Origin of the sequence: Streptomyces sp. NPDC014870, assembly GCF_043081505.1 — a bacterium.
GTDB lineage: Bacteria > Actinomycetota > Actinomycetes > Streptomycetales > Streptomycetaceae > Streptomyces.
Genome location: NZ_JBIBWQ010000008.1, coordinates 410,443 through 436,755, shown reverse-complemented (window position 1 = coordinate 436,755; position 26,313 = coordinate 410,443). Strand labels below are relative to the sequence as shown.

Sequence of the window (26,313 nt, the reverse complement as noted above, 5' to 3'; positions counted from 1 at the left end):
CGTGACGACGCCGCCATCGTCGCAGCCGGTCAGCGGAAGCGCTCCGCTGCATACTCCATATGGCTCGTCTTAGGGCTGAGGCAGGAAGGGCCCCGACCCGGAAGGGGCTCCTACCTCAGCCCGACGAGGTTGTGGGCGGGTTGGAAGTCCGCCGTGCAGTCCACCTTGTGGTGAACGGCGCCGGCCTCAGAGATCGATGCCTCCGGCGGGTCCTCCTCGGAGGGGGTGGGGGCTGGTTGGTTGGTGCGGGTGCGTTGTGGTGCGGGTGAAGGCGGGGTTCCCTCCTCGGCCGGACACCCGGGGGGCGTACCAGGAACCCGGACACGGCGTCCAGGCCGAGCCGCTGCGCGGTCGCTTCGCGAGCCAGGACACCGCGCCCGGAACCCTGGTACGGCGGAGCTGTCCGACCGAGGAGGGAACCCCGCCCAGGCCCGTTGTGGCCGGGCCCGGCCGGGCGGGTGCGGGTCGGGCGTGGTGAGAAGAGGCCAGGTCAGGGCCCAGATCCGGGTTGACCCAACCCCTAGAACATGGTTTAATTAGTGATGTCGGAAGGGGGAGGGCAACCCCCCGACCGGCACCCCCGCCGGGGCCGACCGGCCCCGGCGGAACCTCTCACCAGACAGGGACACCACATGCTCACCACCGCACCGAAGCCGACCGTCCAGGACTTCCCCACCGCGACGCTCGTGATCGGCGGCCCCTGGTTCCGGGGCCACCAGCTCGACACCCGCCCCGCCATCGTCGTCGGCCCGTTCGGCGGGCCGGAGTTCGCCGACGAGGCCACGATGGCGGTCGTCTGGTTCTTCACCCTCGGTGCCCCGCAGCCGGGCGACAGCGTCCAGGCGATGTTCCCGCACGAGCTGACCCCGCTGGACGACACGCTGACCACGATGCACGGCGACACCTTCCGCGACATCGCCAGCAACCTGCGCCGGGGTCGGTTCGCCTACGACGACGGAAACGCGCTCCGCGCCGCCGTTCGCCAGACATGGCGCGAGCGGACCGGACTGGCCGACGCCGACCCGGCAGCCCGGCACACGCTCCACCGCCGCTGACACCAGGCCCCGCCGGTCCGGGGGAGGGCAACACCTCCGGACCGGCAGACCCCCAGCACACCAGCGGACACCCCTTCGGGGCGGCAGGACAGGTCCGGTGCGTTCACCGCCGCCGGCCGACTCCGCCGCAGGCGGCTCCGCCGACCGACGACGGGCACCGGACCGCAGCGGACGCGCCCCGCGGGGGCGCGACTGCCCCTGTCGCCGCGCAGGCGCGACGACCCGCGAGCCGATCGTCCCTCACGGCCCGCGCCGGTGGTGCAGCGCCGCTGCCAACGCACGGTCCGCCCTGCGGCCGGACCAAACTCTCACCAGAAAAGACCAGTTCAATGACTATCGAGATCACCCACACCCGCCGAGAAGGAACCCTGATCGAGGGGACCAGCCGAGGCGACGGATCGGCCGAGATCCTGCGACTCCGTGAGTACGGTCGCACCCAGCGCCAGCCCTTCCGCTGGAGCAGGAACCTTGACTGCTGGTACCTCCCCCACAGCCGCGACCACGCCACCTACACCCCCTCGCTCGAACGCCTCGCCCAGCGACTCCGAGACGCAGGCTTCGAGGTCACGTTGACCGTCGACAACGCCGACCGCCGGAGCTTCAGCGAGGCCGAACAGGAGCGGGAGGAGAAGGCCGAAGGCCGCGCCGATCGGTTCGGGGAGTACGCCGCCAACGCCGCCCAGTCCTCCGAGGCCGCGTGGAAGAAGAGCCACGACATATCCGAGCGGTTCGCCTTCGGTCAGCCGATCCTCGTCGGTCACCACTCCGAGGGCCGGGCCCGCCGCGATCACGCGCGGATGGACGACGCGATGCGCAAGAGCATCAGCGAGAGCGACCGCGCCGACCACTGGACCGGCCGGGCGCAGGCCGCCGCGAACTACCAGCAGTTCAAGAAGGACCCCGGCCGCACGCTCCGCCGTCTCGACAAGCTGCGGGCCGACCTCCGCGCGGTCGAGAAGTGGCAGCGCGGCCAGTCGGCCAAGGGGTTCTCCCGGAACCCGGCGGACCCGGAGCTGAAGATCGAGCACCAGGAGCTGACCGAGGAGATCGCCCACTGGGAGAAGGTCATCGAGGACGCCGAAGCCGAAGGCTTCAAGGTCTGGTCGCGGGCCGACTTCAAGCGCGGGGACTTCGTTCTTTACCGCGGTACCTGGTACGAGGTCCTGCGGGTCAACCCGAAGTCCGTGACCATCCCGCACATCCACAACAGCACCGGCAAGCGCATCGTCCGCGCCACCGGCAACCAGCACGACGACTGGACATGGACCGCCCCCTACGACGGCGTATCCGGACGCAAGAGCGCCGACGAGATGGAGCAGCCGCCCCAGGCCCCGGCCGCCGAACCGCAGGAGATTGCCGATCAGTCCCCGGCGGTCGAGGAGCCGGTACCGGTCGGGAAGCCGACCGCCGCACCGGCCCCCGCCGCGGGCGCGAGCTGGCTCGACGGCATGGCGCTGGTGCTGATCGCCTCGAAGAACTCCCCGCGCCGTCGCAAGCGTGCCCTGTGGGCGATGACCCGCCGCGAAGCACAGGCAGTGTGCGGCGACCCCCGGACCTCCGGCCGCTCCTACATCCTCACCTGGACCGAGCACCCCGGCACCGAGGGCACCGACTGGGAATGGGTGGCGGACAACGGCAGCCACGCCCCCGTCCTGGACGAGCTGGGCATCACCCCGCGCCGTGAGTGGACCACCGCGCCGCAGGCCCCGGACGCCGAGGCCGCGTAACCACGCCCCCGCCCCGGCGGCCGAGCGCGCCGGGGCGGGCCCCTCTCTCACCTCTCACCAGAACAGGGCACCACCATGACCACGCAACTCCTCGAACGACCCTCGACCATCACCGTCCCCGACACCGAAGCGGGCAGGGTCACGGTCCCCGCGACCGGGGGCAGCACCACCGTCCCGACGTACCGCGTCGGCACCCCCGACATCCAGTGCCGATACCCCGTGATCGTCGGCGAAGACCAGGTCATCGGCCGCGCCTACCGGTGGCACCGGGATTGGCTCGTCCTCACCACCGCAGGCGAACGCAACCTCCGCCGCCCGCCCAAGGGAACCCCCGGCACCGACATGGCCGCCGCTCATCTTGCCGAGGAGTACGCCGCCGGTCGGATCGACGCGGTCCCCCTGGAACAGGTCCTCGCCGAGGCCCCCACACCGCTGGTCGGGCCGGTGCCCCTCCTGCACCCGCGGATGCCGGTCAACGACCGCAACACCGAGGGCGCCGAGATCGCGTTCGCGGGACTCGCGGCCCACCACTGGCGGGCAGTCCTCACCGGGTTCCCTGGCAGCGATAACCACTGGTTCCTCAGCTGTGAATTGTGCGACTGGCAGGGGCCGAAGTTCTGGAGCCACTTGCGCGGGCGCAACGGAGAGCCGCCGAGCGCGCGCCGCCACAAGGGCGGGTGCATCGGGGAGGACAAGGTCCGCCGACTGATCCCCGCCTACCACTAGCAGCCCGACCGGGGGCGGCGGCAGCGCGCCACCGCCCCTGCCCTGCCCGAAGGACAGCACCGTGCCGAACCGCCACACCCCCGAAGGCATCGTCATCGCGGACACCCCCGCCACGATCCTGGAATGGGCCGCCCGCCACATCGAACACGTCGGCATCCACCAGGGCCCGCGCCTCTTCGACGGTCCCGGCCGCACCGCCACGTTGCCGTGCTGGCCGCGCGGCGCCCTCCAAGTCGCCGCCGGCCACGGGCGGGGAGCCGCCGGCCGGACGTACGACTGGGACCGCATCGACCGCGCCCGCGACCAGGCGTTCGCCCTCCTCGCGGAAACCCTCACCGGTCACCCCGTCAGCGCCGAGGACCCCGCCGCCACCAAGGCCCTGCACCGCGAGGCCATCGACCGGTGGAGCGCCGAGCCCGGCCGCACCGCCGCCGACGCCGCCCACGCATCCCGCACCGCCGCCCCCCGCGCCGAACACGCCCTGTTCTGACCCCGACGCCCGCCAGCATCCCGAGTCATCAAAGGCCAGCACGATGGACGAGACGACACAAGACCGCAGCACCACCAGGACGCCGAGCCGCCGAGGAGCCGCCACCCCCAGCCGGGACGGCGTCCACCGACTCAGCGTTCCCCTCCACCCCCGGCTCAGCGCGACCGAGCTGATCCGCGTACTCCTCGCGGCCCCCGGGGAAACCGACCTCTCCACCCTCGACCCCGTACAGGTCCGGTCGCTCATCGCCGACGTGCTCACGCAGCACGGCTACGGCGTGCTCGACCGATCGCCGTACTACCCGGAGCTCGACCGCCACCAGGACGCCCGCCGGGCCGTGCGCCGCGCGTACGGGGCCCGGTTCCTCGACGCCCCCGACGAACAGGCCGTGCTCGCGGACCCGCTCCGCGAAGTGCTCGCCGCCGGAAGCAGGACGTCGTGACCGCCACCGTCGCCGAGTCGACCGGAGCACGGGCACGGCAGACGTACTACTGGCGAGTGCGCAACGCGCGGACACGCCACCTCCCCGAGAATGCCTGGCGGGCGTGGCACATCCAGCCCGGACACCCCGGCGGCGCCTACTGCGACCTCGGCCACGAACTGGACCCGCCCGCACACCACACCCCGACCCTGCTCTCCCGCAGCCGGCCGACCGGCCGCCGGAGGGACGAGCAGGAGTTCCGGGGCGGCTGTCTCGCGTGTGAATGGGAAGGCCCCGTTCACTGTGGCGACGGGTTCGGGGACGGCGACAACGAAGCGGTGGAGGACGCGCACGACCATGCGTTCCCCGGCTGGAGGACGCTGCCGCCGATCACCACGGTCGAGGATCGATGGGCCGCTCTGCAGAGCCGGAGCCGCTGGGCTCAGCTCACCTCCCAGTACCCGGTGGGATGGGTGGACCAGGGCGCCCCCGTCGTGGCCTGGCGTCGGTACCGCCGCGAAGCCCACCTGCCGCCGCACGCCGGACGCCCCCGCTACGGACTCCTCGTCGCCCGGCCACCCACCGGCCGGGCCGACGCCCCACAGATCAGGGAGCCCTCTTCTGATGTCCGCCGTCCTCCGGATCAGGGCCCCGCCCCGCTCGACGCAAAGGTGGTTTAATTACTCCGCCGTCAGCGGAGCGGGCAACCTCCGACCGGCCGCGCGTCCCACAGGACGCCGCGCACCCAGACAACAGATGACGGCCAGCGCACAAGGGCAACAAGGCGCTGGCCGTCGGTGTCTCTCACCAGAAAGACCACACCATGCTATGTGACCGACACCCCGACTGTCCCCAGCCCGGCGACATCGCCCAGCTCACCAGGGGTAACAGCATCGGCGCCGACGCCAACGACTCCTTCGTCATCGTCGAGGACTTCCCCCCGACCGGCCGGCACCTCGTACTCAACCTCCCCGTCGACCACCCCGGCCGCGCCGACTGGGCCGCCGCCGTCCCCCTGGCCGACATAGCCACCCTCACCCGGCTCGAACCGGCGGGCAGCCGTACGTGGACGCCGGCCCCGGACCCGGACGACATCGAGTGACCGCGCCGAGCGGGCACGACCCCGACCAAGAACAGGAGACGACCGTGTCCCCCAAGACCGGACGCACGCTCTACTCACGCGCGGACCTGCGCAGGGTCCACGGCATCAGCGAGCCGACGCTTCAGAACCTCTGGACCGACCGGGAGAACAACGGGCACCCGCCCGTCGCGGACACCATCGACGGCGTCATGCACTGGGACGGCGACGTATGGGCGACGTGGCACCACGAGCTTCAACGGCGGCGCGCTGCCGCCAGCACCACCAACCCACCGAAGCTCGATGGCGACCCGGAGGAGATGGTCGGCCCCGCCGAAGCCGCGAAGGTCTGCGGGTTCGCCGACTCCACCACCGTCTCCCACTACGTCAAGAACCCGCCCGAAGGGTGGCCGGCACCGGACGACTGGGACGAGCTCCCGACCCGGCGGCGTCCGAAGTGGAAGCGCTGGAGGCTGTGGCAGTACCTCGCGGACCGCAAGGGCCGCGGGCACGCCGGCGGACGGCCCACCGGCCGCCGCGGACTGGCCTACCCCTACCAAGGAGACGAGCGGCTGAACCTCGCCCGGCAAGCCATCGCGGCGAACCCCGAAGCCACGAACGCCGAGCTGATCCCCCAGCTCCAGGAGCAGACGGAGAAGACCTACTCCCGCCCGACCTGGAACAACATCATCAAGTCCGCCCGCGAGCACCCCGAGGAGTGACCCGTGCCCGACACTCACTGTCCGCGCTGCGGCGGCCCGCTCGGTGAACGGCCCGCACGTTCCCGGCTGACCGTCGACCGCGAGGTCTTCATCTGCACCTTGTGCGGTACGGAGGAAGCCCTGCGCGAAGCACAAGGTCAGGCACCGGTGCCGTTCGGCGAATGGCCCCTGATCACGTAGCCGTCCGCCCAGAGACCACACGGCGAACATGCGAAGGTCCCCACTCCAGGTCGGAGCGGGGACCTTCGTCATGTCACCAGGTGCTGGCGTGTCGGGAAGGGCCCGACCAAGACCGCTCGACCCGACAGCCGGGCGACACCTCAGCGGCTACGAGCCCTTCGCCGACCAGGACCCGCCCCGTCCTCCGGCCGGTCGCCCGAGTGCGGGGGCGGAGTCTGACGTCCCGATCCGAACCGGCCCGCGGCGTCGCCCCCGTATGCCGGGGAGTCCGTCAGCATCCAGTACGGGCCCGACAACTCGGCGAACCGGGGAGAGTCCGCCGGATACGGGGTGTGCTCCATACGCGGTCCAACGACTCGGCCCCTGCGCAGGTACCGCGCCGACATCGGATCGTCGTACCGCCTCAGCCCGTACGGCACCCCAGCCCGCGCACCCCGTACAGAGGTAACAGCCCAACCGGAGATCGGAGTCCAGGAGCCCGATCCCTCGGAGCGACAGGCCACTCCGAGTGACCGAGGTTCCCCGTCGTTGATCATGATCTTGAATTTGGAGGACCAAGGTATCGTCACTTCGTGACGATACAATCAGCCAAGACGACCGAAACTGGCCGGATGAGAGCGGGGGGTGAGCGGGCCGATGGGATGGGTGACCATGATCGGCCCCTCCGACGAGCAGGTTGAATACCGCCTTACCGGCGGCCACGGATGCGGGAAGTCCACGACGGTCGACGCCGCCACCCTCGTCGCCGCCATCGAGGCCAAGGCCGAAGCGGCCGGTACCCCCGTCGCCTCTCTGTTCGCCAACCGCGAGGCCAAGCGCGCCTTCTTCCGCGCCCGCGGGCTCATCCGCAGCAAGGGCACCGCGCGGTTCACCGGGTTCGACGCCGTCGAAGTCGCCGCCGCAGCCGGACTCGACGCCCGCGACCTCTACGGCGAACAGGCCCTTCCCCCACGGCCCGCCGACGGACAGGTGGACTACCACCTCGACGCCAGTGAACGACCCCTGGTCTGGATCGGCGGAGGGCTCACCGAGTTCGACATCACGCCCGGCAGCGTCCTCGCCCCCGAGCAGTTCCAGGCGGCACGGCGCCTCATGCACGGGGAGGACCCCCGGACCGGGCAGACCCTCGTGGAACCCAAGCTGGCCATCGCGCCGGCCGCCAAGCTCCCGGCCGCCCCGCTGGCCCGCGCCATCCGCCGCGCTGCCGCCGAACGCAGCGTGACCCCCGCCTCCCTGCTGGACTCCAAGCGCAAGCAGGACGCTTACCGCCGGATGGAGAACCAGATCCAGCGGTTCGGGGAGTCGCACCGCGTGCCCGTCGCCACGGTGCTGAAGCTCGCCGACGCCGTCGGCATCGACGCCGTCGACCTCTACGGCGAAGACGTGGTGGAGAAGGCCGTCGCCGCCGAGGCGGGCGGCCACCTCGACGCCCGCGCGCTCCTGCGCGCGGTCGAGACCCGCGCCACCGAGACCGGACAGCAGCCCGCCGACCTGTTCGACGCCGCGTCCATGAAGCGCCGTTACGCCCAGGCTGAAGGCCAAGGTGCACGGCGCCTTCGGGACCTGCCGATGGACGTCCGCGAAGCCGTCGCGATGGCCAAGGCGGCAGGACTCGCGCCCGAGGACGTGTGGGACGCCGAGGAGATCAAGGCCGCTCTCCTCGTAGGCCGCGTGCAGGTCGGCAACTTCGGCGCCGACGTCACCTTGGACCTGGCGAAGTCGAAGTCCGCGTTCCTCGCCTACGCGCCCGAGGAGATCGCCGCCCAGGTCGAGGGCATCTACACAGCCGCCGGCCGCGAGTCCATCGGTGCCCTGGAACGGTGGACCGCGTACGCCATGCGTGGCCACCACGGCGACGGCGACGAAGCCGAGACCGTGAAGACGAGTGGGTTCTCCGGCTGGATGATGGTCCACCGTGCCGCCCGCCCGGTGGACGGCGCACCGTATGGAGACCCGCACTTCCACCTGCACTTCACCCTGGCCAACATGGTCAAGGGTTCCGACGGCAAGTGGTCCACGATGGCCAGCGGGGGCCGAGACCTCCACCGGCACACCCGCGCGACCCAGTCCCTTATGAACGCGCGCATCCGCAGGGAGCTGACCGACACATTCGGCATCAGCTTCCGCCGCGAGGAGCGGACCGGCGCGTGGGAGATCGCAGCGATCCCCGAGTCCACCATCAAGCTCTTCAGCAAGCGCGACAGCCAGGTCCGGGACCTGCTGACGAAACTCGGCATTGACTACGACAGCGCCACGACCCGCGAGCGCACCGCCGCCTCCACCGCCTCCAAGGCCGCGAAGAACGGCGAAGCCGCCGGAGTCGAGGACGACGTGCTGCGCGCCTACTGGCAGGCCGAAGGCCGCGCTGCCGGTGACGACCCCGACGCCATCGCAGCCAGCGCGATGGAGCAGGACCGAGCGGACCAGAACCCGTCTCTGGACGAGCTGTGCGCCCAGGTCTTCGACCCGAAGACCGGCCTGACCAGCCACTCCAAGGAGTTCACCCACGCCGCCGCCATCTCCGCGGTGTTGGACGCCCTCCCGTACGGCGTCGCGGACGCCACTGAAGCCGAACAGCTCACTAACTCTGTCCTCCGGCACGCCGGGTACGCGGTGCAGCTGAACCCGAAGGGTGCCCAGCACTTCACCCACGCCGACCGTTACACCACGGCGGATGTCGTCGCGGCGGAAGCTCTGATCGTTTCCGAGGCAACGAACCGGCTCGGCACGCAGGCCGCCGTCGTCACCAGCGACACCGTCGACATGACCTTGTCCACCGTCGAGGCCCAGCACGGTGGGACCTTCGCGTTCTCCGACGAACAGCGTGCCGTTCTCGAACGGCTGCTTACCGCCGGGCACGGAATCGACGCCGTGGTGGGCATCGCGGGTTCGGGCAAGACCACGATCATGGACACCGCCAGGCAGGCGTGGGAGGCCCACGGTCTCGTCATCGCCGGCGCGAGTACGGCCGCCGTCGCCGCCGCGAACCTGAAGGCTGAGGCGGGCATCGAGTCCCGCACCCTTGCGTCGTGGCTCACCGGCATCCGTGCTGGTGGCCCTGGCCTCACCGGCGTGGACGTGTTGGTCGTGGACGAAGCCGCCATGTGCGATGACCGCGACATTGCTGAACTCCTTACCCACGCCGCGATCACCGGTACGAAGGTCGTCGGCATCGGCGACCCCAAGCAGCTCCACTCGCCCGGCATCGGCGGCAGCTTCGCCGCCGTGCACCACATCGTCAGCGGACTCAGCCTCAACGAGAACTTCCGGCAGAAGGACATGGTCGAGCGTCGTGCCCTGGAACTGTGGCGCGACGACAACCGCGTGGAAGCACTCCGTACCTTCGCCGGAACCGGCCGCGTGCACGCCCTCGCGGACAACGACGCCGCCCTCGCCGCGATGCTCACAATCTGGGCCGACAAGCGGGCCGCGCACACCGACGACCACACCGCCGTGCATCAGCTCCTCATGCTCGCCGCGACCAACGAGATCGTGGAGGAACTGAACGTCGGGGCCCGCGCCCTGCGGAAGGAGAACGGCGACCTCACCGGTCCCGAGCACGCCTACGCGCTGCCCGGTGGCGGCGAACTGACCCTGTCCGTCGGTGACCAGGTCCTCCTTCGGATCAACGACTACCGGGGCAAGAAGTCCCGAGGCAACAACGAGGACGTGTTGAACGGCCTCCGCGGAATCGTGCGGGCCGTGGACGAGGAACGCCGGGTGCTGGTCGAGTGGCGAGAGAAGACCGCGGACGGCCACCGTGACGTCGCCGAATGGGTCGATGCCGACTACATCGCACAGGGCGGACTCAGCCTCGGATACGCGATCACCGGCCACAAGTCGCAGGGGCTCAGCGTCCAAGAGGCTCTGGTCTACGGACCCGGCGCCCAGGCGAATGCGCTCTACACGATGATGTCGCGGGACAAGAATGAGTCCCACCTCTTCCTGCCGCTCTCCGTCTACGAGACCGACGCCGACCGCGCTCGCCACGGCGGCGACGAGCTCACCGAGCAGGAACAGCTTGACCGCGCCGTCGCCGGCCTCATCCGCGAGATCGAGAACGGCACAGAGGAACGCATGATCCTCACCGAACTCCCGAAGAGCGCGGTCCCCGCCCACGTCCGCCAGGCCGTAGCGGATCTGCCGATCCCCCGCGCCCCCGGTGCCGGTGAACCGCACGACGCGAACGCCCCCGAAGAGGCCGCGGAGCCCGAGGTCCGATCTACCCCGGCCACGGCCGGGGGCCACGAGGAATTGACCGCTCCTCCTCAAGCCGCGCCGACGGCTGACCGTCCGTATGCCCACCTCAGTAATTCAGCCTTGCGCGACGCTGTGCGAAAGGCGGCGTCGGCAGCGCGCGCCACCAACACGGCGGCCGGAAAGGCGGAGGCCGCCGCCGATCGTGCCGAGCGGGAGGCTGCTGCCGGATCAGGCCCCAACTCGCTCGCACTCCAACGCCGCCATCAGGACGTTGCCGAACGGGCCGTGGCCATCTGCGAAGTCCGAGCGCTGGACGGCACGATCGCTGAACGCACCGCCCGACTGAACGGCACGCAGGCCCGGATCGAAGGTCTCGAACAGCAGCTGGCCGTGACGGGCCGTTTCGGGCGCTCTGCGCTCCGCGGTGACGAGCGTGCTGCGGTCGAGGCGGACCGGGAGGCACTGCTTCGTACCCGTGAGGAGACGGGGCAGGAGCTGGAGCAGATGCGTACGCGGCTCCAGGATGTTGCTGGGCAGGCCGGACCCGTCGGTGAACACGAAGCTGTGCTGACGGAAGCGGACATGTCGCCGCAGGAGAAGGCCGCACTGCTTCGGCGGGCCAAGGACAAGGACAACGGGGCCGCCAAGCAGCTTCGGGCCGAGGCCATCAAGGCTCGCAGCACTGCTCGTGGCGCGGACCACCGCGTGTCCGGTCTTCAGAAGGAGACGAGTTTGCGACACCGGCGCGGGGGTCAGCACGTCGACGCCGATGAGTCCGTAGGACATCTGCATCCGAGGCCCGATTCCTCGTACGCCAGCCGAACCGCGATGGAACACACACAGCCCGGCCCGCCGCCGGACAGCGCTCAGGACGCGCCGCCCGTGTAGAAGGCGCCCGAGACTGCCTAGGTCGGCGGAGCGAGGCCGCGTTGTTGTGACTGCCAGAGGTACTTGTCACCGCCGGAGTCTCCCGACCTGGTCAGGTGCCAGCCTGGATCGTTCGGGATGCCCTCCGTTGCTGGGGCTACTTGTCACCTGAGTACATGATCTCGGGGGAGGGAGGGGCGAGGCCGACTGGCACGGGGCCCCGTCCTTCCCGGTTTGGTGTGCGCTGCTTGTCACCGGTGCTGGGCAGGAGCATCGACGCCTGGGTGGAGGCCGAACTTGCCGCTTCGCCCGAGTGGGGGCCCGAGGAGTACGCGAGCATCCGCCAGCGCTTGGAGGACAGCGCAGCCGTTGTCGCCGCCGAGGGGTAGGGGCACGGAGCCGCGGACTGCGCCCCACACGACAGGCCGTTGCGAGGGGGCCGAGCGGTCCCCTCGCAACGGCACTCTCGGTAACCGTGAAGATGATCCGCGATCCCCGGCTCAGCCGACCCGCGGGATGTCCGCCGTGATCACGTAGCCGAACGGCAGGGATAAGTCCACGACGGAAGCGACCTGAGCCCAGCCGCTGGTCTTGGCATCGGCGCGGGCCTCGTCCGCGACCACGGAGCCGAGCTTCTCCAACGGCCGCACCGCGTTCTCCCGGGAGGACTGGCACTTCACCGTCGATCTCGATCAGGTAGCGGCCGAGGCAATCGGGGATGGGGGCCTCAGCGAAGTGTCCATCGGGCTGGTCGCGACGGGCGGCTGAGCGGAGGGGGTGGAGGAGCCAGCATTGTGTGTCAACGGCTCGATTGCCTGCGCGGCCAGCGGCGCGTTCTGCATTGGCCGCTACTTCGGTCCGGGCTCCTCGTTGCCATGGCATGACCAAGCTACTGAGTATCCGCAAGCCGGCCATTCTGGCCGCGTTGGTATCCGCACTCGCCTGGCCGGTCCCCAGCCAGGCGACGGCCGCATACCCCGACGCGGCCGTGGTGACGGCGTCCGCAGAGTTCGGGGACTACGATCCGGGGGACGCCGCCGATCCGGAGGGTAGGACGCCAAATCTTCCGGCGAAGCTCACGTTGACCAACGCCGGGAAGTCCACTGCCCGTGGCCTCGAACTGAAGGTCACTGGTGACCCTGGGGGGGCCTATGCGGAGCCCCAGACTGATGACCCGCACTGCCGGGCCAGTGACGATGACCCGGACGAGGTGCTCACCTTCGTCTGCCATCTCGATGACCTGGAACCCGGGCAGTCGGTCACCCTGACCGTCAAGTACTGGGAGCTTGTCGGACCCTACGACAGAGACACGCCGACCTATTGGAGGTACTCCTACGCCGGCGCCGGGACCTTCGAGGGCCCCCAGCCGGTCCGATGACGACTCCCTGCCTGAGTACGTGATGCCGGCCTCGCGGTCAGCGTGTCAGGCCCTCGACCGGCCCTGCCGTGGCGGAGCCGGCAATCGCACGGGTGGGCGGTGGGCGCAGCCGGAATGGTGTTGCTTGCGGAGGTCAGCGGTGATCGTCCTTGTGCCAGTTCAGCGGACGTGACCCGGCGTTGGGAGGGCAGGCATGGTGTTTCGGCACCGGCGAGAGATTGATCCTGGCGCGGCTCTACAGGTTGACAGCGGCCACGAGGACTTCCCCCGCGTACGCCCAGTTGTGGATGTGACGGTCGGTGACGATTGTCATGGGGCTCGTGCATGCCCTCTGGGGAGGACGGAAGGGCGGAATCCGGACGATCAAGGGTATGGTGCCTCATTGCTGAGTGCTCCGCTGGCCGAGCGTACGGCGTAGACCCGGCCATGGCCTCCGTCCGGATCGCCCGCGCGGAGCGGGGAATCGACTTGACGCGGATCGCCTATGCCAGGAAGGCCGAAGGCGGAATGTCATCGTGGTCGAGGACCGGATCGCCCGCCGGCCGGTAAGCGATGTGGTTGATCTCCCGGCAGATCCTGCCGTCGCGCATCTCGAACAGCGTCAGTTTGCGGATCGAGAGCTTCGTTCCTGCGGGCAGGTTGAGGCCGGGGAGCTTGTCGTCGAGGAGGGTTGCCTGCCATATGGCCTCGTCCAGCGCCCACGTGTCGGTGGCGAGCCGCCTCAGGACCGTGCGTGAGTGCACCTGGAACGAGGCGGCCAGCTGCAGGTAGGCCGAGCGGATGTCCTCGTGCGTGCGTAGGACCTGACCCCGGGCGGGTTCCTCCCACACCACGTCGTCGGTGTACAGCTTCATCAGGCCGTCGAGGTCGAGGTCTTTCTCGCCGTCCACGTGCTCCACAGCCACCCGCAGGTTCTCGGCGGCGATGCGCTCAGCAGTTGCGGCAGCAGTCATGGCAGGGGTTCCTTCCCGTCAACTGGTCCAGATCAGTGTGCAGCCCGCCTCGCCATCACTTAGCGGGCAAAACCAGCCGTTACGGCGTCAGAGGTCCGGTGAGACCGTGACCTGTGAGTGTGACCGGCCTTCGGTAGCGGGACTGGTGTGGTGTCCAGAGCGCGGCCACGCTCCTTGCTGGCCGCGCGCCGTCACCGTCTCGGCTGCGCCGAACCGGATGCTCCGTGCCACGGGGCTGTCCCGGATCGGGCGGGGGTGCCGACACGGCGCAATGAGCCTTCCGGGTGATCTTGATTGCGGTTCGCGCACCGACTTGGCAAGAGTGATCGCGTGGGGGTGTCCGATCATGCGTCAGGAGTACGTCATGTCGAAGTTCCGCAAGCCCTTGGTGATCCTCGCGGTCGCCGCCCTTGCCTGCGGCGGCCTTGCCGCCGGTGCCGCGCTCGCCGATACCCCGGTCACCCTCACGGTCGGCCACGCCAGCGGAGAGTGCGCCGTGTCGTGGCAGAAGGACGGGATCGGGTTCGTGGCGCTGCCTGCGGGGAGCAGTGCGAGGTCCATCGGCGTGAGCGACGGGGTCGGCACGATCAGCGCTGACCTATCCCAGTTCGCCAATCCCGGCGCGCTCGCCAAGACCGTCACCTTCGTGGGTACCTTCAAGGCGCACTTCGTCCTCTACAACAGCAGCGGTGGCTACGTGGAGCTCTCCGACGGCCAGGCGACCCTCCCGGCCGGGCCGGGCAACCTCCTGGTCAAGACGGGCAGCAACCCCTCCGGTACCCGTATGTCGGTGTTCGACTACGCCAAGACGCCGACCATCACTGCTGAGCGTGCGTCGATGGTTCCGCCCTCGCTCGCGTTCAAGGTCGGTGATGTCCAGATGAGTGTCACCGCCGAGTTCGCCAAGGTCGTGAACGACAATCTCGGCGCCGGCACGATCGAGGCCGGGACGCGGTTCGGCACCTGCAGCGCGGAGATCTCCAGCTGACGTACCGATCAGGGATCGGCGGTTCCCCTTGCGGTGCGGGGAAGGAGCCCGTGCTCCGCGAAGCGGTGCCGCGCCCGTCTTCGGCGGCACGGGCGTGCGCGTGCGTTCCCTGCCGGTCGGTGTCTCGTTGAGACGGATGAGTAAGCACGGGTGTGCCCGCGTCCATGAGGGCGGGCCGTTGGTCCGCCTCGGAGAAGAAGGTGTCTGTGAGCCTGTTACCCCTGGGCGCCGTCCACGATCTGGTCTCCCCACGTCTGCGCGAGGCGTTGAGCGGCCTGCCCGCCTCCGTGCGAGAGCTGGCCTTTCTGCACTTCGACTCCTGCAGTCGGCCTGACGCACCGTTGGACGTGGGGAAGCTGTACCGCGCAGCCCTGACCCTGGCCTGGAACCGGGCGCTGGGCGGCGACCAGGGGCAGGCCCTGCACGCGGCCGTCGCCGTGGAACTCGTGCACAACGCCTCGCTGCTGCACGACGACGTGATCGACGGGGACCGCCTGCGCAGGGGCAGGCAGACGGTGTGGGCGCTACGGGGGCCCGCGGCGGGGATCCTGGCCGGGAACGCCCTGTTCTTCCTGGCGGTGCAGCAGCTGAACACGGCCGGCGATCCGTTGAGCACTTCGGGGGTGGCGGAACTCGCCTCGGCGGTGCAGCACATGATCGACGGGGAATGGGCCGACACCCGCGTCCCGCAGGACGCCGACGCGTACCTGTCGGCGTGCGAGGGGAAGACCGGCGCGCTGATCGGGGCCGCCTGCGCCCTGGGTGCTCTGACCGCCGGTGCCACCGAGCACCGGATCGGACAGGTCCGCGCGTTCGGTCTTCACGTCGGAGCGGCGTTCCAGGTCACCGACGACCTGCTGAACCTGTGGGGAGATCCCGAGCAGACCGGCAAACCGCACCGCGGGGACCTGGCCAACGGGCGCAACAGCTACCCGGTCCTGGCCGCCCTCGGCGCAGGCAGCGACGCATCCGCATCGCTGCGCTCCATGCTCGTCCCCGGCCAGGCGTCCCGCACCGCGATGCTGGAGCGGTGCGCGGAGCTGGTCGAGGAAGCGGGAGGCCGCGCCGCCGCCGGTCAACTGGCCGCCCGCCACCTGGAGCAGGCGCTGACGATCCTCGACCACGCCTGCCCGGACGGCCCCGACAGGCGGGCGCTCGCCGCCCTCGCCCACCAGGCGGCCCGGCGCAGCACCTGAAGTGCCGTGCTGTCGCGGCACATCGGCCCTTCGCCCATCCACAGCCAGGAGAACCCCTTGCCCGGTCAGCAGCAACTCCCCTACCGCATGCCGCCGCTGTACTTGCCCGTGCCCGCGGTCCCGCACCCGCAGGCCGAGACGATCCACGCGGGCATCGCCAACTGGTTCGAGCGCACCGGCCTCGCCCAGGCCGAGGACCACCTCGCGATCCACCGCCGGTTCGAGTACGACCGGCTCTACACCCTGTGCCACCAGACCGGCGGCGCCGACAAGCTGGTGCTGATCGCCCCGCTGTGGATCCTCCTGATGCTCGCCGACAACCCGGCCACCGGCGACCGGTACCTGCCGGACCTGCTCGCCGGTCTGCCCGGCGCCGTCGAAGGGCTCGCTACCGGGCAAATCATCCAGCGGATCAGCGACCCCGCCACCGAGCACCGTGCCACCGCCGCGCTGACACGGGCGTTCCTTCACAGCCTCCGCGAGATCCAGGCAGGCACCGAAACGGAGAAGTACGAGCGGACCGTGGACAGGCTCGCCGAATACATCCGCGGCGAAATCGCCGCGCACCTGCGCAAGGACACGGCCCAGCGACCGGGCTTCGCGCAGGCCCTGCGTGCCGCGACGCTCTCCAGCGGCATGATGGTCGCCGGCGCCTACATGGCCATCGCCTACCCCCGGCTGAGCCACCGTCTGACCTACAGCCCGCAGCTGGAGCGGATCTGGATGCTCTCCGCCACCGTCGTACGCCTGCACAACGAGCTGTACTCCGGCTATGGCCCCAAGGACACAGCGGAGAACCTGGTCCAGACGGCCGCGCGCGAGTTCGGACTGTCCGTGCAGGACGCGGCGGACTACGTGGGAGAACTCGCCGACCGCTGCGTGTCGGAGGCACTGCGCCAGATCGACCACCTGCGCGCCGAGGGCGCCGACCAGGACCTGCTCGACTACGCGAGCGTGGGCCTCACCTACGCGGCAGCCGGCCTCGACTTCTGCGACACCTTCATGCGCACCCGCTACTACCAGCCCGACGTGGACCAGTCACAGATCGCCGTGACCTTCTCCGACACCCCCACCGCCACTGGAGCGCCCGGCATCGACGGGCTCGACGCGCTCTTCGGCCCCGCCGCGGGCAGCCCCGCCGACTGCCTCACCGGAACAGCCAGACAACCCACGGGGTGCCTCAGCTGATCGAGCCCATTGATCCAACCAGTGCTGCACCGTAACCGGGTGAACGCAGGCCAGGTTGTGCCTTTCGCAAGATCATCCATCAGCGTGAAGGCGGACCTGTGAGCACGACCACCACCCCCACCATCGGCCGAAACCTTCTCACGGCGGCGTTCGCCACCGCACTGGTCCTCAGCGCCGGGCCATCAGCGACCGCTGCGGCCGGCGACGTGGGCTGGAAGGGGGAGGGCGGGCTCACGCTGAGCGCCGCCGACAACGCCAAGGTCGATGCCTACGCCGACCGGGCGAAGGAGGCCGAGGGGTCGATCAGCTTGGACGTGCGCACCGCCGCGCTCGCGTCAGGCGCGGAGCTGGTCGGCTTCGAGAACCGCCTCAAGTCGCCCGACTCCCTCAAGCGGAAGGTCGCCACCTCCCTCAAGGAACGCCCCGAGCAGAACGTGGACACGGTCCTCCAGGGCCTGGGAGACGCCGTCCGCTACACCCTCCAGTGGCCGGACGGCACCTACACCGGCGGCGCGGCGACGGCGTCCAACCTCCTGTCCGCCTGGGGCAACGACAGCACCAAGTGGTCCAACACCTGGAGCCGGGCCAACGGCTACAAGGGCCTCAACACCGGCTGGCGAGCACCCCGCTCCGGGCAGCTCTTCGAGGTGCAGTTCCACACCCCCGCCAGCAAGCACGCCCAGGAGGTGACCCACCTCCTGTACGAGGAGCAGCGCCTGCCCTCCACCAGCCCGGCCCGGAAGGAAGAGCTCCAGGCCCAGCAGGACGCCGTGTTCGCTGCCGTGCCCGTGCCGCCTGGCGCCGACCGGCTGAGCAGTCCCGCACCGCTTGCCGTCCCGGCTAGGACTTGCCCGGCCGATCATGTGACTACTGCGCCTTCGTGTCGTTGATGTGGACATCGGGCGGGGTGACCTGACATATGCAGTCGTACGTGATGACCCGGGCAACCCGGCTACAGCACCGCCACCAGTTGGCACTCCGCATTGACATCCATGTTGATCAACCCTTTCTGGTTGACGTCATCGTGTGAGCACGCATACACATCCCCGGCAAATACCTCATTCGCGGGAGTGGTGCTGCCCCTAGGGGTACCGATCGAGATCAGGCCGCCGTTGCCGACGGACTGCCCAACGAGCGTCTGGTTGGGCCCTAGGGTCTGGCTCAGGTCGCCCAGCGTGAGGCCGTTGTCTGCCATGGCGGTGGTGGCGCTTGCCGCCAGGAGGACGGCAGCGACGGCCACGGTTCCAATCACCTTGCGAAGCATCGGTCTACTTTCCCGTCAGGAGACAATGGGTAGGTCTGAGTCGGGTCGCCGGCTGCGGCGATTCTGGCGCCGCCGATCGGTTGATCAGACCCCTGATGACACAGCAACGACCCCAGCTCACACGGAGATACGGCGATCGGCCGGACAAGTCCCAGAGGAGCAAGGCCGTCGTCGCTGCCCTGATGCATGCAGCGATGCGCGCAATCCGTGGCCGGCGGTGCCTGGCCGTTCCATGGCGTCGCGGGGCGTCTCCGCCGTGATGCTTGAGGCTGGTGGGCGACAGGTCGATGTGCAACGGCTGGGTCAACGCACCCGTGACCTTGGTAGAGATGGACCGCCCCTGCGGTAGCCGTCCGCTGCAGGGCCCGCTGGTATGCACGAACCTGGACCAGCCCTTTGACGAGCCGTCCTCGGACCGACAGCGGCATCCAGCCCGGGGCTCAGCACGGACCTTCCGGGCGCTGCCTGCCGAATCGCGCGAGCACCAGGTTTTGGACGCGGACATGGCCCGCCGGTCGCCGCTCAAGTACACCAACCTGAACACGCTGGGCCGCTACAGCTTCCGCGGTTCCACCCCGGCAGGCGGGGCGCTTGGCCCTTGCACGACCTTGCCGAGGCCGACGAGGAGGACGAGACCCCGGAGGGCTGATCCGATCCGCCGGGGCCAGCGCGGCGATTCCTCTTCAGCGGGTTCACCGACGGGTGAAACGGAGGCACACGGGGGGCCGGAATCGGGCTGTGGGATCGAGTAGACCGGGGAATGGCCGCCGAACACCAACCCGAGACTTACCCACCGCCTCGGCTGTGAAGGGGTGGCCATGGCGTGCCCTCTCTCGTGCGTCATGGTCCGATGGCCAAGGGCGTTAGCGTCGTCGCAGTAGGCCCGGTCGGCACACGGGTCCGGATGGGGACGCGGGGGTGGTCGAGTGGTGCCCGGCCGCTTCCCGCCTTCCTGATCAATTCCGTTCCCGGAGAGCCGCTGCCGCCGAAAATGAGCGTCGTCATGACCCTGAACTCTCCCAGTGCAGGATGGCTGCCCTGGCTGCCCAGGCCAGGATGCTTTGTCCGCGCATGGACAGGCCGAGCCGGTTCCAGTGGAAGATCACGTGGTAGCTGAGCACCTGACGCAGCCCGCGATCGAGCGTCCCGTCCTGTACGCCATGGGCGAGTGCTTGGCCGGTGCTGCGGAAGGCGGCAGCCCACTCGGCGATGGGTTCCAGCGGGCCGCCGGAGCGCAGCAGGGTGTCGCTGTCGGCGAGAAGCAGGGGACGGATCTCCTGCGCTCGGGCGTTGAGCCGTTCCGCCGGAACATCGCCGATGGCTGAGCGGTGTTCCGTCGTGATGACCCGGTCCCAAACATCGCCTTGCTCGTACCACTCCAGCCGCGCCGCACGCATCATGATCGTGCACAGGAGGACGGACAGCTCCCTGGGCCCAACGGTGAGACCGCCGTGCTGTCGCAACTTCTGGATCTCGTGGCTGTCGGTGACGAACAGGGAGTGCGCGGCCGTCATGCTGGACTCCCCGCCGAACGCCGGAGTCTCCGGTTCGTAGATGCCGGGCCACCAACGCTGAAGGTGCCCGTCGGAGACGAGGCGGTCGAAGTGGTCCCCGATACCCAGCTTGGCGCCGCCCGCGGGCTGGACGCGGAGGCGCAGACGCCAGCAGGGGTGCTTTCTGGTGTACCACCAGCCGCCGGTGAGACCGGCGGCCTCCGCCTCCCGTAGTAGGGGCAGGACGTGCGCGGTGAAGGTCTCGTCGGCTTTCGTCCAGTCGGTGAAGTGGAGGTACACCTGCCACCAGTCGACTGCGGAGGCGTGCCGGGCCAGGGCCTCCCTGCCGCCTTGGTTGTAGACCGCCACGGCGTCGGAGAGGATCGTCGGTTCCATCCCGTACTGGGCCGCGACCTCGGTGATCGGCAGGCCGGTGAGGGCAGCCGCGACCGCGCGCTGGATCGGGCTCGGCTCCGTCAAGATCAGTTGATCAAGAGACATGCGTCCCATCCGGTGATCGGGGCCTGCTGTGAGGCGTGCGTGGTCAGGGCGAGCGCGGTGCCGGCGTCACCGTTGATCAGGCCGGGCCCGGGAAGGCCGAGCTGGGCGTTCGCCGCGAGGGAGTCGCCGAGGCCCTTCGGGAGGGTCTGAAGGCGAGGGTCGAGGGCATCGGCGGCGGCGCGGGTGGCGGTCTGGTAGATGCCTGCCCAGCCGTGGCACAGGCCGGAGTCGGTGACGTGCGCGAGCTGTTCGGGGTCGGTCAGGGCGCAGTACAGGGCATCCTCGTAGAACGCCTGGATGTCGGGGGCGCGCAGGGCGAGCCCGGCGAGTTGCCCGGCTCGTGCGATGCCCGTGGTTCCGTAGCACCAGCTCGGCCGGGTTGGAGCGTCGTGGTGCGGGCGGCCGAGGTCGAGGTCGGGGCGCGAGATGTGCTCGGGCCACCAGGGACCGGAGGGGCTGAGCTGGCACCAGGCGTCGAGGTGTTCGCAGATACTCCACATGGCTTCGCGGTGGCCGCTGACGGTGATGCCGCGGCGCATGGCCTGTGCCAGTAGGAGGAGCGGGCCGGTGATGCCGTGGGCGGCGCCGAAGTTGCCGTGGCCGCCCGGGAAGTGGGGGGATTCACCCCGGGCCGGGTCGTGGCGGACCCACCAGCCCGGCAGACCGCGGCCGTCGGGGACGAGGGGCCGGGTCAGGGCGACGAGGTACTTCAGGACTCGTTCCAGGGGCAGCCCTTCGGGGTCGGTCCGCAGGAGGTACGCCCCGATGCCGGTGAGGCCGTAGAAGAGGTCGTACTCGGCGAACGTGGGCAGGTCGCCCTTGCGGATGCGGGTGAGCGCGGCGTCCACGCGGCGGTGGGTCAGCGCGATGATGTGCTGGTGCAGGGTCCGGCGCGCCGGTTCGTACAGGTGCCGGAAGGACGGCGGGATGGTGGTGAGGACGAAGCCGAGGGCCGGGGCGCCGAGAAACAGTCCGGTCGTGTCGGCCGCGCTGATGTGTCCGGCCGCTGCGGCGGTGATCCACCGGTGGGCGGGACGCCAGGAGCCGCCGTGACGGCTGGCCATCTCGACGTGGAGCAGGCTGATCCCAGCGGCGCCGTCGGCGAGGGACTGCACAGCCCAAGGCTCGTCCGGGGGCGGCGGAGCGGGTTGTGCGAGCCGAGCGGTGTACTGCTCCAGAATCGCCGCAGTGGTGACGGCCGGCGCGGTCATCGGGCCGCCATCCGGTGCTGAAGGGCCGCGGTCCGTACGAGCCGGATCGTGGTCTCCTCGGCGCGCGGGTCGACGCCCAGGGCCCGGACGTGGTGCTGGTGCAGCAGCGACCGGGCGACGTCGAGCGGATCACGCTGACCGGCCAAGGCCGTCCGGTAGGAGTCCACGGCGACCGCGCGGGCCCGCCAGGCTTCGGCGACCGCAGGGCCGCCGGGAAGGCCCGCGAGCACGGAGGCGCCGTTCGGCGCGGCGAGTTCGAGCACTTGGGTACGCAGGGCCCGGTTCAGTCGCCCGGTGCTCTGGGGGAGGGTGCGCACCAACCACTCCTCGGCCGCCGCGGTGCCCGGCGCCAGGGGGGTGACGAGGCGCAGGGCGCTGGCTGCGGCGAGGGCCTGCGGGGCGAGCGCGTCGGTGCGCTCGGTGAGCTGGATCTGCGCGAGGGCAGCGGCGGAATCCGCGGCGAACACCTGGTGCGCGGCGTCCATGGCCGCCGCGCCGCCGAAGCGCCCCGTCTGCGGCTGGTAGGGAGCCAGGACGAGCCCGGCCGCCAGGCCAGCCGCGTGCAGGCTGTCCGCCCACCTGCTGGCGTGCTGGGCGGCGGCTCCGTATGCGTTCGGCGGCAGGTGCAGCGTGAGGTCGAGGTGCTGGTCAGCGTCCGGGCGGGCCATCTCCCGGTGCCGGGTGAACCACCAGAGCGGCGGGGTATCTCCGAACGCGGCGAGGAGGCTGGGCAGGTGGCGGCTCAGGATCTCGTCGTAGCGGCGCGGGTGGGCGTGGAGCTGCGCGAGCAGGATGTCGCTGGCGCCCGGAAGGTGCCGCTCTGGGGCCTGCACCGTGGCGGCGTGGGGGCGGGGCACGTCGGCGGCGCTCGGCTCCAACCGGCCCAGGGAGAGCCATATCTCGTGTGCCCGCCCGATCCAGCCGTGGGCGTCTACGTCCGGGACCTCGCGCAGCTCCAGGCGCCGGGCGTTGTCGAGGTGCGCGCGCAGGACCCGGCGGTGAACCGGGTGGGACAGGTCGAGAGGGAGGCGCTGGTCGTACTCGATGACGGCGACCTGCATCGGGACCCGTAGCCGGTCGCGCCAGGCGGTGAAGGCGTCCTCCCACTCCTCGGTCGCGACTTTGCGGCCGGGCAGGTCGTCGGCCAACAGCAGCCATCGGGCCTGCGTGAGGATGGTGCGGCGGTAGCGCACCCGGGGGAGGAACGGGAGCCGGGAGCCGGCGCCGAAGTCGAACGGCTTGTATGCGGCGAACCGCCCGTTGGCCACTTCGGCGAGGAACCGGGCCAGTGGCGGGGTCTGCGTCCCGCCCTCCAGGGCGTGCAGGACCCGCACGTCGATGCGCCGTCCGGTGGAGAGCTGCACGAGGCGGAAGGTGCGCGGGTCCGCGGTGACGGCGATGTCGGCGAGCGGGATCGTCGCCTCGTCCGTCTCCTGGTGGCCGGACAGCTCGATGACGTGTGGCAGCAGCCGCGGCGTGCGGGTGACGTTCTCGTTGCGGTGGCGGCGCGGCGGGAACACGAGCTGCGCCGTGAGGCCGTCCGGCGCACCGTCGTACGTCGCGGCGAGCGCGTCCTGATGCTCAGGCGGCAGGACGTGAGCGAACCGGCCCGCCATGCTGCTGCCGGGGCGGGGGACCGCGGTGAGCAGGAGGTCGAAGGTGCCGCTGGACAGTGCCCGGGTGCTGGGTGAGTGGACCTCGAAGGCGGTCTCCACCCGGGGCACGAACAGCCGCTGGTCCTCTCCAGCGGCCTTCTCCAAGGCGTCGACCATGTCGTCCGTCAGCCGCAGCTCACGGCCGCCGTCCAGGAGGACTTGCTGTACCAGGGCGAGTAGCAGTTCGTCGCGGTCGGTGCGCACCTTCAGGGCGGCGCCGCGTTCGGAGCCGACGTATCCGGCGGGCAGGCCGAGGCCGCTGTCGGCGACCAGATCCATCACGGGTACCAGGGCGCCGACGCCGTACCGGGCCCGGAAGCGGCGGTGGTAGTCACGCCAGTGCTGGTAGCCGTAGGGCTGCGGGGTGGTCCGGTAGAGGGCTGACACGGCTGCTTGCGCTTCCGCGATCACGGCCTGCGGGAGCTGGGTCTCGCAGTCGAGGGCGGTGTCAATGAGCAGCGGTGTCGGGGTGACGGTGGTGAGGTCGCGCATCCGCGCGGCGACGGCGCTCACGCTGGTGTCGGAGAGCGTCGGCTGGTGGGCGGATACCTCGTCGCGCAGGGCGTACAGCGTGTGGACCAGGTCCCGAACCTCGGAGACGTTGTCCGCTTGGTGCGCCTCCAGTTCGCGGCACAGGTGCTGGAAGGCGTCCACGGTGGTCATGGGCGCCCACAGGCTGGTGATGAGGAACTGCTGCTCGACCAGGCTGGTGAGAAGGGCGTCGATCTTCTCCGGCGTGGCCTGCGGGAAGCGGTCGCGCAGGTGGGTGTGGAGGTCGCCGTAGGGGATGGGGGTGCGGGCCGCGTCCATGGCTGCGGCCACCGGCCGGGCGTTGCGGACGGATATTTCGACCGGCGCCAGGAGGACGGCGTGGCCGTCGGAGGGCGGGCCCGGCGCCACGAGCCGGTCACCCCGGGCGCGGGCGGCGTTGTTGGCGACGAGCGGTAACTGCTTCAGCAACGCGGGGGTGCGCTGGAGCCGGAGCACCATCTCGGTGACCCATTCGGCGTCCGGCCGGATCATCGCGCGGTGCTTGTCGCGCCACCGTGCGCTTGCCTGGGGCCCGACGGACACCGGGGCGGTGCCGGCGAACAGGCCGAGCGGGGTCGGCCGGTGCTGCCACCGCAGGAGGTATGCGACGGTCGACAGCGCGGTGCGGCGGACGTGACGGGGCTCGGTCTGCCGGCCCCGGGCGACTGCCTCGATGGCGTCGGACAGGACGGGGGTGGCCAGCTCCAGCGCGGTGCGGAAGTCGTCGCGCTGCCAGATGCGGTTCAGCCATCCGCGGGTGACGGCCACGCTGTCCAGGTCGAGGGTACGGGGGACGTCTGCCGGCCCGGGGCTGGTGGTGGCGCGCAGCATCGCAACGCCCTGCCACAGGTATCCGGCGGCTGCTCGGGAAGCCATGAGGCCCTTCCATGAGGCGGCGCGGGAGGGGAGAGGGCCTGTGGGCCGGGCGAAGCGCTTCGCCCGGCCCACAGGTGCGGGGTCGACCTGGATCAGGCCGGGTCCTCGGTGAAGGAACCGCAGGCGGAGGCACCGGTCGCGCAGGTGGTGCCGCAGCCGTCGCCCGTGGAGCACATGAGGTGGCCGTAGCCGTGCTCGGCGATGACGACCTTCACGTCCAGGGGCGCGAAGTCGTCGTCCAGGTCCGCCGACGGCGTGACCGGGGGCGGGGCGAGAGTGGCGCTCGTCATGATGTGCCCTTCTACTCGTTGGGGTGGTGCGGGATTACCTGGCTCCCGGTGTTACGCCGAGGGCCAGGAGAGCGAGATCCGGCTGTGCACCTTGTCGATGACGCGGTCGGCCGGGATCTGGTTATCGGGCGTGCTGGCCGGATAGACCCGGATGACCGGGCTGGGGCCGCCGCGCCGGTTGGCCTCCCAGTCGCGGAGCACGCCGGCGATCTCGTCGGCGAACTGCTCCGCGTGCGGGCCGAGGGCGTGCACGCCGTACTCCAGGTGCTTGTTGTCCTCGGTGCGGCGGGTGACGAGGTAGGCGAAGGTGTCGTCCTCGACGGCCGCGAGGGCGAACCGCTTGTTCACGGGGGCGACCAGGCTCGTGTCCGAGTTCTCATCGACGGCCATCGTGCAGAAGCCCGGCAGGCTGATCGCCATCGCCATCTGAAGGGTGTCGATGAGTTCCTGGATGCGGACGCTGACGCCGGTCCACAGTTCGTGGCGCGGGAACGTGACGGCGTTGTCGAGCCGGTGCGGGTCGGCCGGCAGGCCGTCATCGAACTTGAGCCCGATCTCCGGGGTGCCGTTGACGAGGAGGAGTTCTTCCCGGTGGGCGTTCGAGCCCTGCATCGGGACGAACCCGCAGATCCGCGCCGACTCGCTCTCCAGGTAGGGGCCGTGCTCGCCCTCGACCTGGGTGAAGGCGACCGACCGGGTCAGGCCGCGCATCCGGAGCGGCACCACGAGCCGGCCGCCCCGCTTGAGCTGCGCGGTCCAGGCCGGGGAGATGTCCCAGGCCCCGGCGGTCACCATCACGATGTCGACCTCGCCGAGGTCCGGAATGGGCTCGGCGGCGTCGGCGGTGACGACGTGCACCCGGCCGTAGCCGTGCTCGTCCAGGAGCCGGCGCGCGCGGTCGGTGACGACGGGGTCGATGTCCACGGTGACGACTTCACCGTCATCACCGACGAGCTCGGCGAGGTAGGCCGCGTTCAGCCCGCCCGAGCCGATCTCCAGGACCCGCATCCCGGGCTTTACCTCGGCCTGCTCCAGCATCATCGCCTGGATCTGCGGCGCGGAGACGGAGCTGAGCTGCACACCGTGCTCGTCCGTCTTGGTGATCACGGCGGCGTACGTGTCGTACGCCTTGTCCAGCGGCGTGTCGGCGGGGGTGAACTCGTGCCGGGGCACCTTACGCATCACCGCTTCGATCTCCGGGGAGGAGATGTTGCCGTCCGCGCACAGCTCGTCCACCACCTTGTTCCGCAGGCGGCTCGCCTCGTCGGGCTCGACGGTCGTGTTCGTCATGGACTTCCTTCGGTCGTTCGTGTTCGGGGGGTG

General features: G+C 70.4%; 24 protein-coding genes. 16 read left to right on the top strand and 8 right to left on the bottom strand.

Annotated features, from left to right (window positions below; genetic code table 11):
- Nucleotides 1–632: 632 nt before the first annotated feature.
- From ACF09C_RS24690 to ACF09C_RS24640, 11 genes are all read left to right on the top strand, one after another.
- Nucleotides 633–1,055, top strand: a complete 423-nt coding sequence (locus tag ACF09C_RS24690; RefSeq protein ID WP_392094316.1) for a DUF6409 family protein — start codon at nucleotides 633–635, stop codon at nucleotides 1,053–1,055.
- Nucleotides 1,056–1,384: 329 nt separating this feature from the next.
- Complete coding sequence (locus ACF09C_RS24685) at nucleotides 1,385–2,782, top strand: DUF3560 domain-containing protein (protein WP_392094312.1); 1,398 nt, start codon at nucleotides 1,385–1,387, stop codon at nucleotides 2,780–2,782.
- Nucleotides 2,783–2,857: 75 nt separating this feature from the next.
- Nucleotides 2,858–3,508, top strand: coding sequence for a hypothetical protein (locus tag ACF09C_RS24680; RefSeq protein WP_392094310.1), 651 nt, complete (start codon nucleotides 2,858–2,860; stop codon nucleotides 3,506–3,508).
- A 61-nt stretch (nucleotides 3,509–3,569) separates the two neighbouring features.
- Nucleotides 3,570–3,998, top strand: a complete 429-nt coding sequence (locus ACF09C_RS24675) for a DUF6197 family protein (protein ID WP_392094308.1) — start codon at nucleotides 3,570–3,572, stop codon at nucleotides 3,996–3,998.
- A 43-nt stretch (nucleotides 3,999–4,041) separates the two neighbouring features.
- Nucleotides 4,042–4,440, top strand: a complete 399-nt coding sequence (locus ACF09C_RS24670) for a DUF6181 family protein (RefSeq protein ID WP_392094306.1) — start codon at nucleotides 4,042–4,044, stop codon at nucleotides 4,438–4,440.
- Nucleotides 4,437–5,099, top strand: coding sequence for a DUF6349 family protein (locus ACF09C_RS24665; RefSeq protein ID WP_392094304.1), 663 nt, complete (start codon nucleotides 4,437–4,439; stop codon nucleotides 5,097–5,099). The genes ACF09C_RS24670 and ACF09C_RS24665 overlap by 4 nt, the downstream gene beginning before the upstream one ends.
- A 143-nt stretch (nucleotides 5,100–5,242) precedes the next feature.
- Nucleotides 5,243–5,521 (top strand): DUF6211 family protein, encoded by a 279-nt coding sequence (locus tag ACF09C_RS24660; protein WP_392094302.1) that lies wholly within the window; start codon nucleotides 5,243–5,245, stop codon nucleotides 5,519–5,521.
- Nucleotides 5,522–5,565: 44 nt separating this feature from the next.
- The gene (locus tag ACF09C_RS24655; RefSeq protein WP_392094301.1) at nucleotides 5,566–6,219 is read left to right on the top strand and encodes a hypothetical protein; all 654 of its coding nucleotides are present in this window, start codon (nucleotides 5,566–5,568) and stop codon (nucleotides 6,217–6,219) included.
- 3 nt (nucleotides 6,220–6,222) lie between these two features.
- Nucleotides 6,223–6,399, top strand: a complete 177-nt coding sequence (locus ACF09C_RS24650; RefSeq protein WP_392094300.1) for a hypothetical protein — start codon at nucleotides 6,223–6,225, stop codon at nucleotides 6,397–6,399.
- Between the two features lie 636 nt (nucleotides 6,400–7,035).
- Nucleotides 7,036–11,487 carry a MobF family relaxase gene (mobF, locus tag ACF09C_RS24645; protein ID WP_392094298.1) on the top strand — a complete coding sequence of 1,484 codons (4,452 nt, stop codon included), beginning with the start codon at nucleotides 7,036–7,038 and terminating at the stop codon, nucleotides 11,485–11,487.
- Between the two features lie 236 nt (nucleotides 11,488–11,723).
- The gene (locus ACF09C_RS24640) at nucleotides 11,724–11,855 is read left to right on the top strand and encodes a hypothetical protein (RefSeq protein WP_392094296.1); all 132 of its coding nucleotides are present in this window, start codon (nucleotides 11,724–11,726) and stop codon (nucleotides 11,853–11,855) included.
- A gap of 111 nt (nucleotides 11,856–11,966) precedes the next feature.
- On the opposite strand, the gene ACF09C_RS24635 is transcribed toward ACF09C_RS24640, so the two are convergent.
- Nucleotides 11,967–12,107, bottom strand: coding sequence for a hypothetical protein (locus tag ACF09C_RS24635; protein ID WP_392094295.1), 141 nt, complete (start codon nucleotides 12,105–12,107; stop codon nucleotides 11,967–11,969).
- Between the two features lie 239 nt (nucleotides 12,108–12,346).
- Here ACF09C_RS24635 and ACF09C_RS24630 point away from each other — a divergent pair, with 239 nt between their 5' ends.
- Nucleotides 12,347–12,844, top strand: a complete 498-nt coding sequence (locus ACF09C_RS24630; RefSeq protein WP_392094293.1) for a hypothetical protein — start codon at nucleotides 12,347–12,349, stop codon at nucleotides 12,842–12,844.
- 482 nt (nucleotides 12,845–13,326) lie between these two features.
- Here the strand turns inward: ACF09C_RS24630 and ACF09C_RS24625 are convergent, their stop codons facing one another.
- On the bottom strand, nucleotides 13,327–13,797 hold the full coding sequence (locus ACF09C_RS24625; protein ID WP_392094292.1) for a nuclear transport factor 2 family protein: 471 nt from the start codon (nucleotides 13,795–13,797) through the stop codon (nucleotides 13,327–13,329).
- Nucleotides 13,798–14,143: 346 nt separating this feature from the next.
- Here ACF09C_RS24625 and ACF09C_RS24620 point away from each other — a divergent pair, with 346 nt between their 5' ends.
- The 4 genes from ACF09C_RS24620 (at nucleotide 14,144) to ACF09C_RS24605 (ending at nucleotide 18,059) form a co-directional block, all read left to right on the top strand.
- The gene (locus ACF09C_RS24620; protein ID WP_392094290.1) at nucleotides 14,144–14,785 is read left to right on the top strand and encodes a hypothetical protein; all 642 of its coding nucleotides are present in this window, start codon (nucleotides 14,144–14,146) and stop codon (nucleotides 14,783–14,785) included.
- A 206-nt stretch (nucleotides 14,786–14,991) separates the two neighbouring features.
- The gene (locus ACF09C_RS24615) at nucleotides 14,992–15,981 is read left to right on the top strand and encodes a polyprenyl synthetase family protein (protein WP_392094288.1); all 990 of its coding nucleotides are present in this window, start codon (nucleotides 14,992–14,994) and stop codon (nucleotides 15,979–15,981) included.
- A gap of 57 nt (nucleotides 15,982–16,038) precedes the next feature.
- A complete protein-coding gene (locus ACF09C_RS24610) occupies nucleotides 16,039–17,169 on the top strand; it encodes a terpene synthase family protein (RefSeq protein ID WP_392094286.1) in 1,131 nt (376 codons plus the stop codon).
- A gap of 98 nt (nucleotides 17,170–17,267) precedes the next feature.
- A complete protein-coding gene (locus ACF09C_RS24605) occupies nucleotides 17,268–18,059 on the top strand; it encodes an ATP nucleotide 3'-pyrophosphokinase (protein ID WP_392094285.1) in 792 nt (263 codons plus the stop codon).
- A gap of 62 nt (nucleotides 18,060–18,121) precedes the next feature.
- On the opposite strand, the gene ACF09C_RS24600 is transcribed toward ACF09C_RS24605, so the two are convergent.
- The 6 genes from ACF09C_RS24600 to fxlM form a co-directional block, all read right to left on the bottom strand.
- A complete protein-coding gene (locus ACF09C_RS24600; RefSeq protein WP_392094284.1) occupies nucleotides 18,122–18,433 on the bottom strand; it encodes a hypothetical protein in 312 nt (103 codons plus the stop codon).
- Nucleotides 18,434–19,434: 1,001 nt separating this feature from the next.
- Complete coding sequence (locus tag ACF09C_RS24595) at nucleotides 19,435–20,406, bottom strand: thiopeptide-type bacteriocin biosynthesis protein (protein WP_392094282.1); 972 nt, start codon at nucleotides 20,404–20,406, stop codon at nucleotides 19,435–19,437.
- Nucleotides 20,407–20,408: 2 nt separating this feature from the next.
- Entirely contained in the window at nucleotides 20,409–21,638 is a 1,230-nt protein-coding gene (locus tag ACF09C_RS24590) for a lanthionine synthetase C family protein (protein WP_392094281.1), read from the bottom strand.
- Complete coding sequence (locus ACF09C_RS24585; RefSeq protein ID WP_392094280.1) at nucleotides 21,635–24,700, bottom strand: lantibiotic dehydratase; 3,066 nt, start codon at nucleotides 24,698–24,700, stop codon at nucleotides 21,635–21,637. The genes ACF09C_RS24590 and ACF09C_RS24585 overlap by 4 nt, the downstream gene beginning before the upstream one ends.
- A 92-nt stretch (nucleotides 24,701–24,792) precedes the next feature.
- The gene (fxlA, locus tag ACF09C_RS24580) at nucleotides 24,793–24,990 is read right to left on the bottom strand and encodes an FxLD family lanthipeptide (protein WP_392094278.1); all 198 of its coding nucleotides are present in this window, start codon (nucleotides 24,988–24,990) and stop codon (nucleotides 24,793–24,795) included.
- Nucleotides 24,991–25,041: 51 nt separating this feature from the next.
- Complete coding sequence (gene fxlM / locus ACF09C_RS24575; RefSeq protein WP_392094276.1) at nucleotides 25,042–26,280, bottom strand: methyltransferase, FxLD system; 1,239 nt, start codon at nucleotides 26,278–26,280, stop codon at nucleotides 25,042–25,044.
- Nucleotides 26,281–26,313: the final 33 nt, after the last annotated feature.